The sequence below is a fragment of the Verrucomicrobium sp. BvORR034 genome, assembly GCF_000739635.1.
GTDB lineage: Bacteria > Verrucomicrobiota > Verrucomicrobiia > Verrucomicrobiales > Verrucomicrobiaceae > Verrucomicrobium.
The window spans coordinates 15,173-34,470 of sequence record NZ_BATQ01000017.1; the positions used below are offsets into that span (position 1 = coordinate 15,173).

Sequence of the window (19,298 nt, forward strand, 5' to 3'; positions counted from 1 at the left end):
ACAGTTTGCGTGATCACGCTGCCCCTGGAGGGAAAGAGGGTTTTGAAGAGGAGTGCCTTGTCACTTTGTCAGTTGTGGGGAAGTACCTTGCCCAACGGCTGGAGCCAGGTGACTATCACCTCCACGAGTATTTCAACCGATCACGATTCATTGAGGTTGCCTTTGAAGTAGAGACCTGCTTTCACCTGGATTTCGTTTGGGGCTTGCAAGGTCTTCTGGCGGGATTGAGGCAAAACTGGATGGTGTGTCTTTCTGAGGGGTGCTATCTGTTTGTGACAAGAGAGCAAGTCCTGGGATTTGATCCCACGGGGGAAGATGCCGCATTTCTTCGGCTTCAGTCGGAGTTCGAGGCCTGTGCCTGAATTCGTGCGGGATGTCTTGAGCCGCACCTGTTAGCCCTACTTCAACGCCACAAACGTTCCCTCGAACTCCACGCACACGCGCTCACCTTCCTCCACCGCGACTTTCAGCGTGATGCGGGCCTTGTCGGATTTCGCGAAGAGCTTCTTAAACTTGGTCACGGCTTTGGCATCCGGCCGCTTGCAGGCAGCCCTCAGTTCTCCCCTGACGGGTGCCAGGTAGCGGATCTTGCTGTCCTTGATCACGATGTGGGCCTCCCGGTCCTCCAGCAGGAGCCAGAGCATGCTGTAGCCAGCCAGTGTCGCCAAGGTGGCCAGGCTGCCCCCGAAGGCTGTGCCGAGGTGATTGTGGTTCGCTTCCAAGGGAGCGGTCAGGACCAGTCGGGCTTCGTCGAAGGATGCCACGTGCACCTGCATGGCCTTGGTCAACGGGATCTGCGCATGCAGAAAGCGTTCAGTTTCTTTGAGAAGCTCGTTGGCAAGCATGGTAAACAGGGAGGTGTCGGGTACGGTGAATCCAGAGCGAAGTCGAGAATTTTCGAATTTCGACTTGTATTTGACCGTCTAGTCAACTATTCTTGAACCCATGGGCCGTACCAGTGACGCCAAAGAACGCCTCCTTGAGGCTGCGCTCGATTTGATTTGGGAGCGCAGTTACGGGGTGGTGACGATTGACGCCATCTGCGAAAAGGCCGGGGTGAAGAAGGGGAGCTTCTACTACTTCTTCGATTCCAAGTCTACTCTGGCGGTGGCGGCGCTCAATGAGAACTGGATCCAGGACGGCAAGGCCAAGTGGGATGCCCTGTTCTCAGCTTCTCTGCCGCCGCTGGAGCGCATTCGCGGGTTCATGCAGTCGGTTTACGATGGACAGGTAGAGGTGAAAAAGGAGCACGGAAAAGTGCTCGGTTGCCCCTGCTTTTCCATTGGTTCTGAGACCAGTACGCAGGATGAAGTCATCCGGGCCAAGGCCCAGGAGATCCTGCAGAGCCAGATCCGCTACTTTGAATCGGCCATTCGCGACGCCCAGGCGGAGGGTTCTGTCCCTCCTGGAGATGCGGCGGCCAAGGCCAAATGTCTCTTTGCGTTGTTCGAGGGCAGTCTGGCCCAGGCACGCATTCAGAACGATCTCGATTTCCTTCGCACTCTTCCCGACGCGTCCCTGGACATCTTGGGCGCTCGTTCCCTCAAGGTCGCGGCCTAGCCCCGTTGCCTTTTTTTCGCAGGAAATTGTTTACTATACAGTCAACTACAAGCCTCTATTCCATGAACTCGATTGACCTTGGCTCCATTGCCAACCCTGCCTCCCCCGCACCGCGGAAGTCCCGAGTGCGTGCCTTTGCATGGCTCTCTCTCTTTACGCTCCTCGGCGTGGGAGGGGCCGCCTATTTTGGTGCGCATACGGCCTCCGCTGGCGAAAACGCCGCCCCTCCAGCCTCTACGGCGCCCCCACCGCCCAAGGTAACCGTCGCCCCGGTGGAGGAGCGTACCATCACGGATCATCGGGAACTCCTCGGCCGGGTGGAACCGATCGAGAGTGTGGAGATCCGCCCCCGCGTATCCGGGCACATTGAAAACGTTCTCCTCCAGGCCGGGCAGTCTGTGAAAAAAGGGGACGTGCTTTTCACCATCGACCCCCGCTGGCATCAGGCCCAGTTTGATCTGGCGAAGGCTGGTGTGGAAAAGGCTCGGGTGAGAGTCCGCATTACCGAGCGTGATGCCAAACGCGCTACGGAACTGCTCGCGAGCCGTGCCATCTCCGTCGAGGAGGCTGACACCCGTTCTTCCACTCTGGAAGAAGCCAAAGCGGAGCTTCTGGCTGCTCAGGCCTCTCTGGATACCGCCAAGCTGGACCTCGACTACACCCAGGTTCGCGCTCCCATCAGTGGTCGTGTGAGCCGTGCTTATGTTACGGCGGGCAACCTCGTGTCCGGCGCTCCCGGTGGTGCCACCCTGCTGACCACCATCGTTTCCGAAGGCGAAGTGTATGTGTATGCGGACGTGGACGAAGCCTCCTACCTGGTGATCAACCAGCTCACCAGGGAAAACCGGCTCGCCTCGGAAAACGGCCGGGTACCGGTGGACATGCAGCTCACTGGTGAGACGGGATTTCCGAATCGCGGGGTGATTGAGTCCGCCGACAACCGCCTCGACCCCGGCACCGGCAGCCTGGTGTTGCGCATGGTATTCGCCAACCCGGATGGCAAGCTGGTGCCCGGCCTCTCCGCCCGGGTGCGGGTGCCCGTGAGCGCCCCGTCGTCAGCCCTGGTGATCAGCGAGCGCGCCATTGGCACCAACCAGAGTCAGAAGTTCGTGCTTACCGTGAACCCCGACAACGTGGTCGCGCTCAAGTCCGTGAAGCTGGGTTCCCTGGTGGAAGGCAAGCGTGTGGTCCGCGAAGGTCTCCAACCCGGTGACCGAGTCATCGTCAACGGCACCCAGCGCGTCGCTGCCGGCATGATCGTGAGCCCAGAATCCGCCGCTGTAGCGATGAAATAACCCATCAGTCCGGGCCGCCCCCGTCTCCCCCAGGGCGGCTTTTCTCTCCCCCGCTTCCATCACCTCCTTTGATTGAGATCCGGCTTCTGATGCCGGGATCAGCCGCCGCTTTGTCTCTGCCCTGAACTGCCAACCCGCCCTGTCATGAACTTCTCTGACTTCTTCATCAAGCGCCCCATCTTCGCGGGTGTCTTGTCCATCATCACCCTTCTGGTGGGCGCCATCGCTCTCTGGATCCTGCCGGTGAGTGAGTACCCGGAAGTGGTGCCGCCCACCGTGGTGGTCACGGCCCGCTATCCGGGTGCCAACCCCAAGACCATTGCCGAGACGGTCTCCACCCCGCTGGAGCAGTCCATCAACGGCGTGGAGAACTCCATCTACATGTTCTCCCAGGCGACCACCGACGGGGTGATGACGCTGACGGTGACCTTCAAGCTGGGCACGGATCCGGACAAGGCCCAAGTCATGGTGCAGAACCGCGTGGCCCAGGCGGAGCCCAAGCTGCCTGAGGAAGTGCGCCGCATCGGTGTGACCACTGTGAAGAGTTCGCCGGACATGACGCTGCTCGTGCACCTCTTCTCTCCCGACAACCGATATGATGAAGTCTTCGTGCGCAACTACGCGACGCTCCAGGTGCGCGACGTGCTGGCCCGTCTGCCCGGCGTGGGGCAGGTGCAGCTCTTTGGTTCAGGAGACTATGCCATGCGGGTGTGGCTGGACCCCAACAAGGTGGCGGCCCGTGGGCTGACCGCCAGTGACGTGGTGGCCGCCATCCGGGAGCAGAATGTGCAGGTGGCCGCCGGTTCTGTGGGCCAGCAGCCCAACCCGCATGCGGGCGAGAACGAACTGCTCATCAACACCAAAGGTCGCCTCGTGACCGAGGAGGAGTTCGGTGACATCGTGGTGAAGATTGGAGGCCGCGGCGAACGCGTGCTGCTCAAGGACATCGCCCGCATGGAACTCGGCGCCTCCGAGTACGCACTGCGTTCCTTGCTCAACAACAAAGCGGCCGTGGCCATCCCCGTCTTCCAGCTTCCAGGAGCCAACTCCATCGCCGTGTCCAATGCCGTGCGGGAAAAGATGGCAGAGCTGAAAAAGACCTTCCCTGACGGTCTGGAGTACGCCTTTGCCTATGACCCCACAGTGTTCGTGCGGCACTCCATTGAGGCGGTGGTGCACACGCTGGTGGAGGCCATCATCCTGGTGGTGCTGGTGGTCATTCTCTTCCTCCAGACCTGGCGGGCCTCCATCATCCCGCTGGCCGCCGTCCCTGTCTCCCTGGTGGGCACCTTCGCCATCATGAGTGCGCTCGGGTTCTCCATCAATGCTCTCTCCCTCTTCGGTCTCGTGCTGGCCATCGGGATTGTGGTAGATGACGCCATCGTGGTGGTGGAGAATGTGGAGCGCAACATCGCCCTGGGCTTCACGCCCGTGGAGGCGACCAAGCGGGCCATGAGTGAGGTGACGGGGCCCATTGTGGCCACCGCCCTGGTGCTCTCCGCGGTGTTTATTCCCACGGCCTTCATCACCGGTTTGAGCGGCCAGTTCTACAAGCAGTTTGCCATCACCATCGCCATCTCCACGGTGATCTCGGCGTTCAACTCCCTCACGCTTTCCCCTGCGCTCAGTGCCCTGTTGTTGAAGGACCACCATGCGCCCAAGGACAAGCTTTCCAAGGCGATGGACTGGGCCTTCGGCTGGTTCTTCCGCCCCTTCAACCGCTTCTTTGACTGGGCCTCCCAGAAATACTCCAACGGGGTGGCCCGCATCATCCGCGTGAGCGCCATCGCGATCATCGTTTATGGCGGCCTGTTGGTGCTTACCGCGAACCTTTTCCAGAAGGTGCCTGCGGGGTTTGTGCCAGCGCAGGACAAGCAGTACCTCATCGCTTTTGCCCAGCTTCCCGAAGGTGCTTCGATCGAGCGCACGGACAAGATCATTCGTCGCATGACGGAGATCGCCATGAAGCACGAGGGCGTATCCGACTCCGTGGCCTTTCCCGGCCTGTCGATCAACGGCTTTACCAACAGCCCCAACTCTGGCATTGCCTTCACCACGCTGAAGTCGTTTGAGGAGCGCAAAGGTCCCGGCATGTCCGGCACCGAGATCGCTGCCCAGCTCAACAAGGAGTTTGGCGAGATCCAGGAGGCCTTCATTGCCATCTTCACTCCGCCACCGGTGAACGGCCTGGGCACCACCGGCGGCTTCAAGTTCTACGTCGAAGATCGCGCGGGTCTGGGCTATGACGAGCTCTACAACGCCACCCAGGCCCTGATCGCCAAAGCGAACCAGACCCCAGGCCTCGCGGGGCTCTTCACCAGCTTCACCATCAACAACCCCCAGTTGCAGGCCGATGTGGATCGCGCCAAGGCCAAGCAGCAGGGCGTGCCGCTGGCGAACATCTTCGAGACCATGCAGATCAACCTGGGCTCTCTGTATGTGAATGACTTCAACCGCTTCGGCCGCACCTATCAGGTGGTGGCCCAGGCGGATGCGGAGTTCCGCACCAATGCCGATGACATCCTGCGGCTCAAGACCCGCAATGCCAAAGGCGAGATGGTTCCGCTGGGGTCCTTGGTGACCGTAACGGAGACCTACGGTCCGGATCGTGCCATGCGCTACAACGGCTATCCCGCTGCGGAGATCAGCGGCATGCCCGGGCCGGGATTCAGCTCGGGCCAGGCAGAGGCGATCATGGAGAAGCTGGCTGCAGAGACGCTGCCCAAAGGATTGGCGCTGGACTGGACGGAGCTGACCTATCAGAAGATCCTGGCGGGCAATACCGGCATGTTGGTCTTCCCCATCAGCATCGTCCTCGTGTTCCTCGTGCTGGCCGCCCAGTATGAGAGCTTCAGGCTGCCCTTTGCCGTGCTGCTCATCGTGCCCATGGCCCTTCTCTCGGCTATGGCGGGTGTCTGGCTTACGAAAGGGGACAACAACATCTTCACCCAGATCGGCCTGATCGTGCTGATTGGTCTCGCGGCCAAGAACGCCATTCTGATTGTGGAGTTTGCCGTGAAACTTCGCGAGGAAGGCAAGGGCATTGTCGAGGCGGCCCTGGAGGCTTCCCGTCTGCGTCTGCGCCCCATCTTGATGACCTCCATCGCCTTCATCGCCGGGGTGTTCCCCCTCGTGGTGGCAACCGGGGCAGGCGCAGAGATGCGCCAGGCCATGGGTGTGGCGGTGTTCGCCGGGATGATCGGGGTGACTATTTTTGGTCTCTTCCTCACTCCCATCTTCTACGTGGTGCTGGAGAAGCTCGGGGTGAAGAAGCCGAAGGCGGTGGAGACCCCCTCGGCGCATCAGGCCCCATCGTCCGCCCCCGCTTGAAACTGATCCCTAGATAAATAGAGCCTTCGATCAAGGCGGCCGGGCTTTCCGGCCGCCTTTTTTATGTCCCTTTCCCTGCGCAGACAGCGTTCAGGTCGATGGTGGCGGGGCCCTCGCTTCTCTGATCTCTGAATAGCGAAGTGCGCCTGTGTCTGACAATCCGGTTGCGAGGTGTCAGGCGTAGTCGAATAGCTGGAGCATCTCCCGCTTGCCCATGTGTCCTGACTTGTCGTCCATAGTCCGTCTGACCTGCTTGATTGCCCTCTGCGCTGGCTCTGTGGGGTGCACCATGGGGCCGGGATTTGCAACCCTTACCAGGGTGGTCACCCCGTTGACTTCCACTCCGGCAGCCCAGGGGGGCGTCACGCCGCTCCCTGTTCCTGCGGAGGCGCTCAAGCCGTATCACGAGAGCGTCAAAGCCATTGTCGAATGGTATGATGCCCTGCCACCAGACCGTCGTGCGGCCGAGTGCGAACGAGCCGGCTTGATCGTTGTAAAAGATCCCACCGCGGAAACCGGCCTCGTCCATTTTGAACCTGCAGACCGATATCACTCCGGCCTGCTTGATCAGTATCACACCCGCCCCGGGGTGGGGGTGCCGGTGGTAGCCTGGCGACCGAATGACGGGACTGGACGCTTGGACAATCTGCGTCCCCCGGAGGGCCTCGCCGCAGCTTACACCGCCGTGGTGCTGCCTGCAGGGGAGGGGAAGTGGATGCTGCGCTTCGTGAACCCGGTTGAGCACTCGACGTTGGAGATCGGTGGCAAGCCGGTGACTGTGGCGGCGAACTACTCCGCCCCCATCGCGCAGTTGGTGGAAAAGGCCCGCCCTCTGGCCCGCAGCGGCTTCAGTGGCATGTTGTCCCCCACCAAAAGCAAGCGGCGGGAAAAGCTCTACCTCATGGAGCCCTATGATCCAAAGAAGATCCCTCTTCTCATGGTGCACGGGTTGCAATCCACTCCGGTGGCCTTCATCAACCTGACCAACGATCTTCAGTCAGATCCCATGGTGCGGCAGCGCTACCAGATCTGGCATTATCACTACCAGACCGGCACCCCGGTGCTGCTCAATGCCACGAACTTCCGCCGCGTGCTTTCCTCGACCCTGAAGGAGATTGACCCGCAGGGGGATGACTTTGCCACGAACCATCTTGTTGTCATTGGCCACAGCATGGGGGGCATCCTCACGCACACTCTGGTCTCCGAGCCTGGTTACAAGCTCTGGGACTCCGTCATCAAGGTCCGTCCCGACAAGGTCAAGATGCCGCCTGAATCACTGGCCCAGCTCAAGGATGTGTTTCTCTTTCACCACGACCCCAGGGTGAAGCGGGTCGTGTTCATCTCGGTGCCTCACCGGGGCAGTACCTATGCGGACAACTTTGTGGGCGATCTGGGGCAGACCTTGTTCCGGCCGGATCGCAAGGTGACTGATGTGTTCGGACATTTGGTGAAAGTCCAGCGGGAGGTGGTTCATCCCTTTGTGGTGGGCCTGTATGAGCAGGGCAAGTTCAGCTCCATCCGCACCCTCTCGGCCAGCAGTCCCTCCCTGCAGATGCTGGCCACCTTGCCTCCAGAGGTGCCGTTCCATAGCATCATCGGGCAGAAGGGGGCCGGTCCGCTGGATCTGGGCAGTGACGGCATTGTTACCTATAAAAGCAGTCACCTGGACGGGGCCGAGTCTGAGCTGGTCGTGCGCTCCGGGCACAATTCCTTCCGGAAACAGGAGGCCGTGGCGGAGATCAAAAGCATCCTTTACGAACACTTGCGAAAATCAGGTTCTTGAGGGCATCCTGGCGCGGCGGCAGCTTCGATACGTAATCCCGGAACATGAAAGCCACCCGCATCTATACCGGCACCGACGGTCTCACCCACTTTGACGAAGTGGAGGTCCCGCTGACCGATGGAGGACCGATTGGCCGGCTTTCAGAAGCCCTCCCCGCGTCTGGCATCATCTTTCGCGAGACAGACGGCACGTATGACTACGACTGGCACCCGGCTCCCCGGAAGCAGTGGCTCGTGATGCTTGATGGTCGCATCTCGCTCGAGACAGGCGATGGCGAGACTCGGGAGTTCTCAGGCGGGAGCATCCTGTTGCTGGAGGATGTCACGGGGCGCGGTCATCGCACGCGGCAGCTCAGCCCCGGGGTCCGTCGTTCTCTTTTCATTCCCATCCCCTAAACTCCCTGTAGAACGCCCCATGAGCCATCCCGTCACCGGCATCCACCACGTCACGGCCATCGCCAGTGATCCCCAGCGCAACATTGACTTTTACGCCGGCCTGCTCGGGCTTCGGCTGGTGAAACGAACGGTGAACTTCGACGATCCCTCCGCTTATCATCTCTACTACGGGGATGAATCGGGATCTCCGGGCAGCATCGTCACCTTCTTCTACTGGCCGGGCATGGGGGCCGAGGGGCAGGTGGGTGCCGGGCAGATGACCGCCATCACCTTTTCCGCCGCTCCCGGTGCCCTCGACTACTGGGCAGACCGGCTTTCTCGCCACGGCGTGACGGTGGAGCGCCAGACACGGTTTGAGGAAGAGACACTCGCTTTCAGCGATCCCGACGGCATCCCGCTGGAGATCGTGGCGGTGGCAGAGGATTCCCGGCAGGGATGGGCGGGGGCAGGCATTCCCGTCGAGCACGCCCTGCGTGGACTGCACAGCACCCAGTTGACCGTGCGAAGCGGCATTGCCACCGAGAAGCTGCTGATGGATGACATGGGCTGCCAGTGTGTCCGACGTGAGGGGAATCGCTCCCGCTATGAATTCGGCACGGGCGGCTCCGGGCGTTATGCGGACATTTTGGTGGATGCCTCGGGCCCCTTTGGCATGGGAGGGGTGGGGACCATTCACCACATCGCCTGGAGGGTGGCCACTGATGACGAGGAACTCGCCATGAAGGACCGCCTGCACCGCAGCGGCTTCGCGGTTTCTCCGGTGATGGATCGCGATTACTTCCACTCCATCTACTATCGTGAGCGCGGCGGCATTCTCTTCGAGATCGCCACCGAGTCGCCCGGCTTTGCCGTGGATGAGCCCGCCGCCTCACTGGGGACCGCGCTAAAACTGCCCAAACAATACGTCCCTCTGCGTGAAAAGATCGAGGCCGTGCTCCCGCCGCTGCAACCTCCCGGTCAATTTGCTTGAGGGCGGCGCTTTTCCTTGTCACGATCCCTGGGGAAATCCCATAGCATCATTGGAACATCCAATCTCCGACATCATCCTCCTATGAGCACTCGCATCAAAGTCATCTTCTACAGCCTGTACGGACACATCTACCACATGGCAGAGGCCGTGGCCGCGGGGGCGCGGGAGGTGCCCGGCACGGAGGTCGAACTGCTCCAGGTGGCAGAGACGTTGTCCGATGAGATCATCGCCAAGATGGGGGCCACGGAAGCAAAGAAAGCCTTTGCCCACATCCCCATTGCCGATCCCAAGACCCTCAATGAAGCAGACGGTATTCTCTTCGGCACGGGCACGCGTTTTGGTAGTGCCACTGCGCAGATGCAGACCTTCTTTGATGCCACTGGCTCCCATTGGATGTCTGGCGCTCTCGTAGGCAAGGCCGGTGGTGTCTTCACCTCCACCGCCAGTCAGCATGGCGGCCAGGAGACCACGCTCATCAGCCTGCAGACCTTTCTCTTCCACCAGGGCATGGTGGTGGTGGGCGTGCCCTATGCCGCCCAGGAGCTGCTGAACATGAAGGAAATAACTGGCGGCTCCCCCTACGGAGCCTCCACCATCACGGATGCCCAGGGACAGCGCCTCCCCAGCGAGAATGAACTGGCCATCGCCCGGTATCAGGGCAAACACCTCGCGCAGGTGGCGGCCAAGCTCGCTGCGAAGTAGAGCTCGACATTCCTGCAGCCAGGAACGTAGTTTCTCTCACCATGTCCATTCACCAGATTTCGAACACCCTGCGCTTTGGCGCCCCGCTCAAAGAAGCGCGTGGAGCAGTGATTCTGGTGCATGGACGCGGAGCCTCTGCAGAAGACATCGCTGGCCTGGCGGATGTGTTGCCCCAGACGGGAATTGCCTTCTTGGCCCCCGATGCCACCCAGGGCACCTGGTATCCCCAGCGCTTCTTCATGCCCCTGGCCATGAACGAACCCTGGCTCTCCAGCGGTCTCGCGCTGCTGCATGAGTTGGTACAGGAAATTACCGCTGCCGGTATTCCGCTGGAGCGCATCGGACTGGCGGGTTTTTCCCAAGGCGGTTGCCTGGCCTTGGAGTATCTCGTGCGCCAGCCGGCCGGGCTGGGTTTTGTTGCCGGCATGAGCAGTGCGCTCATTGGTCCGGAAGGAACCGAGCGTCCCGTGGTGGATCTGAAGTCCGTCCCGGTCCTGGTGGCTTGCTCAGAGAGGGATCCCCACATCCCCCTGGAATTTGTGAAGTCCAGTGTGCAGACCCTCAAGGGGCTGGGTGCCAACGTCACCTCCCGCATTTTTCCTGGCGGTGATCATACCGTGTTCCAAGAGGAGATTGATTGGGTGTCTGCCCGCATGAAGGCGTGGAGGTAGCCGGTGCGTCAGTGCGTCAGTGCGTCAGTGCGTCAGTGCGTCAGTGCGTCAGTTGATTGCGCGTTGGCTCATGAACCAGTCGAAACTCTTCCTCGAAGAGGATGGGGCTACAAACCCGACGTTGGCGAGCCTTACGCGAGTCTACGTCGGGTGGACGAACAACAACCATTTACTCCGAAGGAGTTTTGGCGGTCTGGTTTGCTGCCGGTGAGGGGGCATTGGGTAGGCGGAGGTGTTGGGCGGTAGAGATGTGTTAGACGCTTCAGTTAGTGCCTCCTCACGTCGACAGCTACATCGGCGCTGGAGATTTGATCTTCAATCACCAGTGGGTGTGAGCACAGGCGTCAGCAGTCAGCCTGACTACGCGTCCATTGGCTCCTCGATTCCCCCTCTGCCCATGAGCAAACAACACCGTCTGTAGTTGTCGACGTGAGGAGGCACTAACTGAAGCGTCTGCAGCGCGAATCTCACAGGCAATCCCCATCCACCCAATTCCCATCGCTGCCTGCCGGTTTGGGGTGGCCTTCCTCCGGTCACCTTCGGAGGTTGTGCAAGCACAAACCGCCGCTCCTTGGGGGCGCAGGCCTTTGGTGATTTCATGAAGAAAGCGGCCCCGCGACCGCCCCCCGTTTGAAGTTTGGGTTTTGGATTTTTGAAGTTTCCTCTTCCCCTTGTCAAATCCCGTACCCATCCCGGTACACCTTGTGGATAAACGCATCCGCTTCTGGTGCGTTCGTGGCCTTCAGGTTGGCCCCATCCCATTCAATCCTCTTGCCAAACCGCACCGGCAGCAGACCCACCAGCAGCGCTTCCGTAAATGGCGCAGAGTAGTGGAAGCCTGAATGCGCGTCTTCCGGCTTGCCAGCCTTGCAGGCCTCAATCCACTCGCGGCGGTGACCCACCGTGCAACGTGGGATGGACTTCGCCGGCATCACGAACTCCTTCATCTTTGCCTCGGGCACAAGACGCGGTGTGCCCGCCCAGCCACCGGCCAGAATGACCCCTTTGTCACCCACGAAATAGATGCCGTTGTCACCCAGATTGCGCTCAGCTTCCATCCCCGGGGGCTTCGGCGGCAGCTTGCCGCCGTCGTACCACACCATCTTCACCGCTGGCATCGTGCCGCGGGCGGGGAAGTGGTAGGTGATGATGTTCCACTCGGGGAAGGATTGGTTGTTGTTGGGCGCGCTCTCCGCCTCCACCCAGTCGGGGGAGCTCAGATCCAGTGCGTAGAAGGCCGGGTCGGCATTGTGCACGGCCATGTCTCCCAGGGCACCGCAGCCGAAGTCCCACCAGCCACGCCATTTGCGCGGAGCGTACTCGGGGTGGTACTTCACGGGCTTAGCCACGGGGCCCAGCCAGAGATCCCAATCGAGCGTGTCCGGCACCACCGGTGTGTCCGTCGGAGCAGGCTTGCCCTGGCTGTCCCAGAATTTGCCGGGCCGGTCTGACCACACATGCACTTCGGTCACGTTGCCAATCACTCCAGCCTGGATCCATTCACGCGTCAGGCGCAGGCCTTCACTGGCGTGTCCCTGGTTGCCCATTTGGGTGACCAGCTTGCTTTCCTTGGCCACCTTGGCCATCTGGCGGGCTTCGCCAATGGAGTGGGCCAGGGGCTTCTCCACATACACATGCTTGCCAGCGCGCAGGGCCAGGATGCTGGCCGGCGCATGAACGTGATCGGGCGTGGCGATGACCACGGCATCAATGTCCTTCTGCTGATCGATCAGGCGGCGGTAGTCCCGGTGCAGTTTGGCATTGGGATGCTTGCCGATGGTGCCCGCGCCCTGTTTCAAATCCACATCGCAGAGGGCGACGATGTTGACCAGACCCGAGCTGACCATGTCGGCGATGTCGCCTGCGCCCTGACCGCCCACTCCGATGCAGCCCAGATTCAGCTTTTCGCTGGGTGGCGTGAAGCCTGGGCCACCGATGACGTGCCGCGGCACGACCTGAAAACCAAAGGCCGCCGCAGCGGTGGTGGTGACAAAACGACGGCGGCTGAGAGCGCCGGAGGATGCCGGGGCCGGTTGTGAAGCAGGGGAGGGAGCGTTGTCTGACATGGTCAGACCCTTACGTCCGGACACCACCGGCTCTTGCTCCACGCACTGGTGTTCGCCCCGGACCTTATTTCCCGGTGCTGAGCGGCGGCCAGGTCTTTGCATCCAGATACAGCTTGGGCAGGGTATCCAGTTTCACCTCGGCATTTTCCTGCAGCAGGTCCAGCATGACCGGGTCGGTGGCAAAGGTGGCGGCCGTGCCTTTGGGATGATTCACCCGGATGATGGCCCCGCGGTAGCTGGCCTGCGAGCCCGCCCGTTCAGGCTTGCTCAGCTTTTCGTAGTCGTCGGCCCGCCCCTTGTAGGCTCCTTCATTCATGGGCGTCTCGAAGAGGAGCTTTTCTGCCTGGCCCGCCCGCATCTGAAGCTTCTGTTTGGGTTGCCCCATCACATAGTTTTGGCGGTATTTGTCCGTCGTCCCCAGGAAGATGCACTCCACCTCCACCTCGGTGGGGAACATGGACATGTTCGTCACCTCCGCTTGCACCACCCACTTGTAGTCGTTGCGCTTGCTGGGAGTGGAGGCCAGGCGGCTCTGGATGACGATGCTCGGCTTTTGCTGGGCCTTGTCGCCGGCCAGCTTCAGCTGCTCCTTCCAGAGCTGTTCGGCCTCGGCTTTGGTCTGCCCCAGTCCATTCATCTTGGGGCCGTTCTCGATCGAGGCCAGGCTCTTCAAGCCGCTCATCTCGCGTTCGATGACTTTCAACGTGTTGACGTAGGCCAGTTCCCGGTCTGTGGGCTTGGTCCCCTCCGCCCGTTTCCTGCTGGGGGCGACGAGTCTCACATTCGCCACATCGCGGGAGAACTTGGGTGCCAGATTCATGGGCACGATGTACTCAAACACCACCGCCTGCCCGGTGTCTGCCCCCTTGGTGATCTTGCCCGTGAACCGGTTCTGCTCGTCGAAGGCCCCCAAGGCGCGGGCTTCAATCCACATGTTCGTCAGCGTTCCCACGGCGGCATTGCGGTGGGCGGGCCCCACCTGCGGGACGAACATCTCGTACGCTGTCTCCAGCAGATCGTTGGCTCCGGGCCCTCCTGCCACTTGGGACTGCTCCATGCCAGTGAGGATCTTCTGGATCTGGTCCCGGGCTTTGCCCAGTCCACCCGGATCCGCACTAGGAGTCAGGCCTTGGGGCGACAGCTGCCCGGCCAGACTTCTGGCGGCCGGATAGTTTTTCGCCTCCACGATTCCCACCATGGCCAGTCCAGCCACCAGGGGAAAAGCGATTTGTTTCAGAGAGGAGAACGTGCGCATAGGAGGCGAAGCGAGATGAAAAAAATCCCAACAGACCAGCCGGGCGGAACACTTCGTGCATGGCCCTTGTCGTGAAATGTTTTGGAACCCTCTGTTGTTAGGAAAAAAGTGCGTGTTTGACCTGACTCCAGCAGAAGTCTCCACCCGTATCAAGATTGGATAAAAGACTTGCGCGTCGAGCGCGCCGTATGCGACAGTTCAGCCAGTTAGACCGTTCCATTTTTCAACTTTTTCCCAGGCATGGCCCGCGCCTCAAACCTCACTATTTGTTCATTCTGCGGCAAGAGCCACGCAGAAGTGAAGAAGCTTATTGCCGGGCCAGGGGTGTACATTTGTGACAATTGCATTCACGTCTGCAAGACCATCCTGGACAAGGAGACGACGAATGACCTGGATGCGCAGCCGCCCCTGGTGGTGCCGCGCCCGGCCGACATCATGGCCGCGCTGGATCATCATGTGATCGGCCAGGCCCATGCCAAAAAGGTGCTGAGTGTGGCGGTTCACAACCATTACAAGCGCATCCTCAGTGCCCAGGCCAGTACTGACCGCAAGACGGCAGCCATTGGCGAGTACAACGACGTCGAGATTGAGAAGAGCAACGTGCTGCTCGTGGGACCTACGGGCTGCGGCAAGACGCTGCTCGCGAAGACGCTCGCCCGCATTCTCAATGTACCGTTCAGCATCGCGGATGCCACCACGCTGACCGAGGCTGGCTACGTGGGCGAGGATGTGGAAAACATCATCCTGCGCCTCTTGCAGGCCGCGGACTACGATGTGGCCCGCGCAGAGATGGGCATCATCTACGTCGATGAGATCGACAAGATCGGTCGCAAGACGGAGAACGTCAGCATCACCCGCGATGTCAGCGGGGAAGGGGTGCAGCAGGCCCTCTTGAAAATTTTGGAAGGCACCGTGTGCAACGTGCCGCCGCAGGGAGGCCGCAAGCACCCTCAGCAGGAGTACATCCAGGTGAATACGGAGAACATCCTCTTCATCTGCGGTGGCGCTTTCGTGGGTCTTGATCAGTTCATGGCCAAGCGCCGCGGCCGTAAGGTCATGGGCTTCGGCAACGAGATGCTCAATCGGGAGCAGCAGGACGCTGACCTGACGAAGGATGTCCAGCCAGAAGACCTGCTTGGGTTTGGCCTCATTCCGGAATTCATCGGTCGTCTGCCTGTCGTGGTGGCCATGCAACAGCTCACGGAGGAAGAGCTCGTCCGCGTGCTCACCGAGCCCAAGAACGCTCTCATCAAGCAGTACTCCAAGCTGCTGGGCATGGATGGCGTGGACCTCCAGGTGAACCGTGATGCTTTGATCGCCATGGCCCGGGAAGCGCTGAAGCGCGGTACCGGTGCCCGCGGCCTGCGCAGCATCCTGGAGCGGATCATGCTGGACGTCATGTACGACATTCCCAGCCGTCGTGATGTGCGTGCCGTCACGCTCACCGAGGCGGTGGTCAAAGGCGACCGCCCGCCGCTGGTCCGCAAGCGTGTGGACAAGAATGCGGCCTAAGCCCCGATTTAGATCGGTCGCTTGGCCTCAGGTTTTGCCTTCTCGAGGCTGTCCATGAACTCCGTCCAGAGGGCGTCCAGGTTCTTGCCCGTTTTCTCCTCAAAGAGGCTGTCTTTGTAGGTGCCGCGGCGTAGGGCCAGGTTCGCGTCGCGCACGATCGGGGTCTTGTACTGCTTTTCGATCCAGGCCAGGAAGGCTCCGGTCGTACGGTAGCCGTTGCGGTAGTTCTCCTTGGCCCGGTTGAACTGTTTAGGCTGTCCTTCCGGTTCTGCCATCCAGAAGCGGATGTAGTCGGCAATTCCCTCCATCAACCAGACCGATTGAGTGGGCGGGTAGTCCTGAATCACATGCACGAGTTCGTGCAGCACCATGCCCAGATCGTCGGGGTGGGATTTCACCCAACCTGAAGCGATGGTGATGACATTCTTGGAGGTGGCGGCCACGCCCTTCATCTCCTTGAACACCAGTTGGACCTCCTTCTCACCCGGATTCAGCGGCGCATCCAGATAGGCGGATACGATGGGATGCCAAAGTTCCACCATCTCCTTGGCCCGCTGCGCCCAGGCCTGACAGTCAGGCGCGCCGGAGGTGTCCACCACGACCTTTAAGTTGCGGCTTACCAGGGGTTCGATCAGTGCCGGCACCTTCAGCGGAGTGGTCGGAGATGTGGATTCAGCCAGGGCTGGAAACGAAAACACGGCGGTTGCGAGGGCAACCGCCGTGCTGGCGAAAAGAGCATGGGAAACGTCAGAAGCGCGCATGGGGCCGTTCGACAACCTTGCGCGGCAAAAGGCTCATTTCACAGGCAGGAATTTCACGCACACTGGGGAGCCCACTTCGAGCGTCTGGCCCGTGGGGGTGAGCTTGCCTGTGCCCGCATCGATGGCGAAGACCGCCAGGTTGCTGGAGCTCTGGCCAGCCGCGATCAGCCACTTGCCGGAGGGATCGATGCCGAAGTTGCGCGGTGTCTCCACCACGGAGGGCGCGCTCTGGATCAGCTTCAGTTTGCCGCTGGCCTGATCCACGGCATACACCGCGATGGTGTTGTGTCCACGGTTGGACACATAGGCGAACTTACCGCTGGGATGCACCTGGGTCTCGGCGGTGGAAAACTTGGGCTCAACGGCGACGCCATCCGGCAGCGTGGAGAGGGTATCCTTCTCGGTCAGCGCGCCGCGGGCGGCATCGTATTCAAAGGCGGTGACCGTGCAGGTCATCTCGTTGCAGACGTACGCATATTTGCCGCTGGGATGGAAGGCGAAGTGGCGGGGACCGCCGCCAGCGGGGACAGTGCCGAACGCGGGTGCGTTGGGGGTGATTTTGCCTTGGGCGGCATCCAGTTTGTAGATGAAGACCCGGTCGCAGCCCAGGTCGGCGGCAAAGGCAAACTTGTTCGCGGCATCCACGTTGATGGAGTGGGCATGTGGCCCTTCCTGACGCTTCGGGTTCGCCTTGGAGGCGGGCTCGTGCTGGTACACCGTGGCCGCCTTGGCCAGCGAGCCGTCATCCTTCACGGGGAGAGAGGCCACATGGCCGCTGCCGTAGTTGGCCACCAGCAAGGTCTTGCCCGTATGGTCCACGCTCACATGGCAGGGACCGCTGCCCTCACTGGACTCCTGATTCAGCAGGGTGAGCTTGCCCGTTTTCTGATCGATGGAGAAACTGCTTACTCCGCCCGTCGCGGGTTTGCCCGGGGTTGCGGTGCCTACGGGTGCCTCAGACACACAGTAGAGATATTTCCTGGATGGGGCGATGGCCAGGAAGCTCGGGCTCTTGACTTCGCCTGCCAGCCCCATGGGCTCCAGCTTGCCGGACTCTGAGTTGAATCCAAAAACATAGATGCCTTTGCTTTCCACCTTGGCATTCTTCGCCCCGGTGTAGGTGCCAATGTAAACCAGCTGGTCGTGGGCGGCGCTCAGGCCGGCGAGAGGGAGCAACGCGGCCAGGGCCGTGAGTCGGAGGGTGCGAGGTAGTTTCATGGATGTCTAGAACGACACGGAACGCCGGGATTTACCAGTCCAAATAAATCTCATGGGAAATGGAGAAACTCCAGTTGACCAGCCGCCGCGTATCGGAGGATATATGAAGCCATGCTCCCGAAGCTGCGCCGAGTGTTGATCGGGCTGGCCCTCTGTCTGGCTGGCATCATGCCCCCTGCCATTGCGCAGGATGTTTTGAAGTTCCAGGTGGCCGGACAAAATCCGGGTGGGGAGAGTGGTTATGCGGGCACGGTGGAACTCACCAAACAGGGCAAATCCTCCGGAACGATCCGTTGGGTGACGGGCACCAACAAGGAAGTCACCGATGGCATCGTCATCCGTACGGACAAGGCCATCGGCGCTGCTTATGGCGGAGAGGCTCTCTATGCGATGGCGGTGTATGAGCTCAAAGGAAAGAGCATTCAGGCCACGTGGATCACCTCGGCCAAGCCTGGTGAAGCCGGGAACTATGCGCTGACCGGCAGCGACTTCAAAGGCACGTGCAATTTCGCCGATGGCACGGCGGGCAGTGTGACTTTCACTCAAGGCAAAGGAGGCTTGTACAAGGTGGTGTGGGACCTCCAGGCAGGGCGCTATGAGGGCATCGGCGTCCGGCATGGGGAGGTGCTCGTGGCTGCCTCGGGGGACGTGAAGAAGTATTTCGGCGTGGCGGCCTATGCTCCCAAAGGGGACGACATCGCTGGCGTATGGGGAACCACCCAGATGACCTCTCCTGGCAAGGAGACATGGAGCCTGCCAGCGGACGGAGCAGAACCGGTGGCAAAGGCACCCGCCTCGGATGGACGCTCGGTGGTATTCGGCGGTCAGACCTACCAGCTCATGGAAAACAAGAGCGCGCCCGGTCAGGCCACCAGTGAACTGCGTGAGTACCTGCAGTCAGGTGAAGACTGGACCAGCTATCGCAAACTGGTGGGGCTGCGCATGCAGAATGTGAAGGGCGCGGATGCCACCACCCTGGCGCGCGCGACGCTGGAACAGGTGCAAAAACAGCACCCCAGCAGCTTCGTGAATGAGATCGAGATGAAGCCAGACACGGCCACCATTCTCTTCATCCTCGTGACCAACGGAGATGTGGAGTTCAACCTTTGGAACTACCGCAAGACCTCCGCTGGTGTGGCCAGTGCGCAGTTTGTGCTCCGTAACAAGCCACCGTTCGAAACCCAGAAGAAGTTCAAGGCGGAGCAGGACAAGAACTACGACTCATGGATCGCAGAGATCAAAAAGCTCGGCGGGGAAGCCGAAGCGCTCCTGGCAGCCAGTGCCGGAGCTGTCGCCGGTGCCCCCGTGGTGAAGAAGGATGAGAAACCCGCCATGAACGATGCCGAGCTCGCCAAAGCGATCAAAGGCGATCTCGACAAGTGTGTCGCGGTGGCAGAGAAGTTTGTGGATCACATGGAAGCCGGCCGGCTTGCGGAGGGCGTGGCCCTCATGAGTGACCGTACCTTCGAGGCCACCTCCCGACCCGAGTTCATCAAGAAGCTGGAAAAGTCCAACCAGATCTTCGGCAAGCTCAAGAAGTTCGTGCCAGACAAGAAGGCCACCGACTTTGGCGTCAAAGGCGGCATCATGACCTTCACCCTTCAGGGCGATGGCGAGTATGAAAACGGCGTCGTCCGCGAGACCCTCACCTTCATCCGCAACGAACAGGGCGGCGTGGAGTTTGTGGCTTACAACCGCACGGCCAAGCCGTGAATCTTTGCTGTGTGCCTGGGATTCCGTTTCAAACGAACGAAACCCCACGCCAACGGCGTGATACATA

15 protein-coding genes are annotated in these 19,298 nt (G+C 60.8%); 10 read left to right on the forward strand and 5 right to left on the reverse strand.

Annotated features, from left to right (window positions below; all coding sequences use genetic code 11):
* Positions 1-398: 398 nt before the first annotated feature.
* Positions 399-845, reverse strand: a complete 447-nt coding sequence (locus BV034_RS03825) for a thioesterase domain-containing protein (protein WP_050024297.1) — start codon at positions 843-845, stop codon at positions 399-401.
* Between the two features lie 100 nt (positions 846-945).
* Here BV034_RS03825 and BV034_RS03830 point away from each other — a divergent pair, with 100 nt between their 5' ends.
* From BV034_RS03830 to BV034_RS03865, 8 genes are all read left to right on the forward strand, one after another.
* Positions 946-1,560, forward strand: coding sequence for a TetR/AcrR family transcriptional regulator (locus BV034_RS03830; RefSeq protein ID WP_050024299.1), 615 nt, complete (start codon positions 946-948; stop codon positions 1,558-1,560).
* 62 nt (positions 1,561-1,622) lie between these two features.
* Entirely contained in the window at positions 1,623-2,855 is a 1,233-nt protein-coding gene (locus tag BV034_RS03835; protein ID WP_050024302.1) for an efflux RND transporter periplasmic adaptor subunit, read from the forward strand.
* Positions 2,856-2,999: 144 nt separating this feature from the next.
* On the forward strand, positions 3,000-6,185 hold the full coding sequence (locus BV034_RS03840; RefSeq protein ID WP_050024303.1) for an efflux RND transporter permease subunit: 3,186 nt from the start codon (positions 3,000-3,002) through the stop codon (positions 6,183-6,185).
* A gap of 319 nt (positions 6,186-6,504) precedes the next feature.
* On the forward strand, positions 6,505-7,968 hold the full coding sequence (locus BV034_RS03845) for a hypothetical protein (protein ID WP_265592596.1): 1,464 nt from the start codon (positions 6,505-6,507) through the stop codon (positions 7,966-7,968).
* 44 nt (positions 7,969-8,012) lie between these two features.
* Positions 8,013-8,363 carry a hypothetical protein gene (locus BV034_RS03850; RefSeq protein ID WP_050024308.1) on the forward strand — a complete coding sequence of 117 codons (351 nt, stop codon included), beginning with the start codon at positions 8,013-8,015 and terminating at the stop codon, positions 8,361-8,363.
* Between the two features lie 19 nt (positions 8,364-8,382).
* Complete coding sequence (locus BV034_RS03855; protein ID WP_050024309.1) at positions 8,383-9,333, forward strand: VOC family protein; 951 nt, start codon at positions 8,383-8,385, stop codon at positions 9,331-9,333.
* Between the two features lie 81 nt (positions 9,334-9,414).
* Positions 9,415-10,035: an NAD(P)H:quinone oxidoreductase gene (wrbA, locus tag BV034_RS03860; RefSeq protein WP_050024311.1), complete on the forward strand. Its 621-nt coding sequence runs from the start codon at positions 9,415-9,417 to the stop codon at positions 10,033-10,035.
* Between the two features lie 41 nt (positions 10,036-10,076).
* A complete protein-coding gene (locus tag BV034_RS03865; protein ID WP_050024313.1) occupies positions 10,077-10,706 on the forward strand; it encodes a dienelactone hydrolase family protein in 630 nt (209 codons plus the stop codon).
* A gap of 674 nt (positions 10,707-11,380) precedes the next feature.
* On the opposite strand, the gene BV034_RS03870 is transcribed toward BV034_RS03865, so the two are convergent.
* Positions 11,381-12,772 (reverse strand): Gfo/Idh/MocA family oxidoreductase, encoded by a 1,392-nt coding sequence (locus tag BV034_RS03870; protein ID WP_050024315.1) that lies wholly within the window; start codon positions 12,770-12,772, stop codon positions 11,381-11,383.
* A 64-nt stretch (positions 12,773-12,836) separates the two neighbouring features.
* Complete coding sequence (locus BV034_RS03875) at positions 12,837-14,027, reverse strand: hypothetical protein (protein WP_050024317.1); 1,191 nt, start codon at positions 14,025-14,027, stop codon at positions 12,837-12,839.
* Positions 14,028-14,267: 240 nt separating this feature from the next.
* Between BV034_RS03875 and clpX the strand changes: the two genes are divergently transcribed.
* Positions 14,268-15,539 carry an ATP-dependent Clp protease ATP-binding subunit ClpX gene (gene clpX, locus BV034_RS03880; protein ID WP_050024318.1) on the forward strand — a complete coding sequence of 424 codons (1,272 nt, stop codon included), beginning with the start codon at positions 14,268-14,270 and terminating at the stop codon, positions 15,537-15,539.
* Positions 15,540-15,547: 8 nt separating this feature from the next.
* Here clpX and BV034_RS03885 read toward each other — a convergent pair whose 3' ends face one another.
* Both BV034_RS03885 and BV034_RS03890 read right to left on the reverse strand, forming a co-directional pair.
* Complete coding sequence (locus tag BV034_RS03885) at positions 15,548-16,300, reverse strand: basic secretory protein-like protein (protein ID WP_050024319.1); 753 nt, start codon at positions 16,298-16,300, stop codon at positions 15,548-15,550.
* Positions 16,301-16,333: 33 nt separating this feature from the next.
* The gene (locus tag BV034_RS03890) at positions 16,334-17,518 is read right to left on the reverse strand and encodes a lactonase family protein (protein WP_050024321.1); all 1,185 of its coding nucleotides are present in this window, start codon (positions 17,516-17,518) and stop codon (positions 16,334-16,336) included.
* A gap of 111 nt (positions 17,519-17,629) precedes the next feature.
* Here BV034_RS03890 and BV034_RS03895 point away from each other — a divergent pair, with 111 nt between their 5' ends.
* Positions 17,630-19,231: a hypothetical protein gene (locus BV034_RS03895; RefSeq protein WP_050024323.1), complete on the forward strand. Its 1,602-nt coding sequence runs from the start codon at positions 17,630-17,632 to the stop codon at positions 19,229-19,231.
* Positions 19,232-19,298 lie beyond the last annotated feature (67 nt).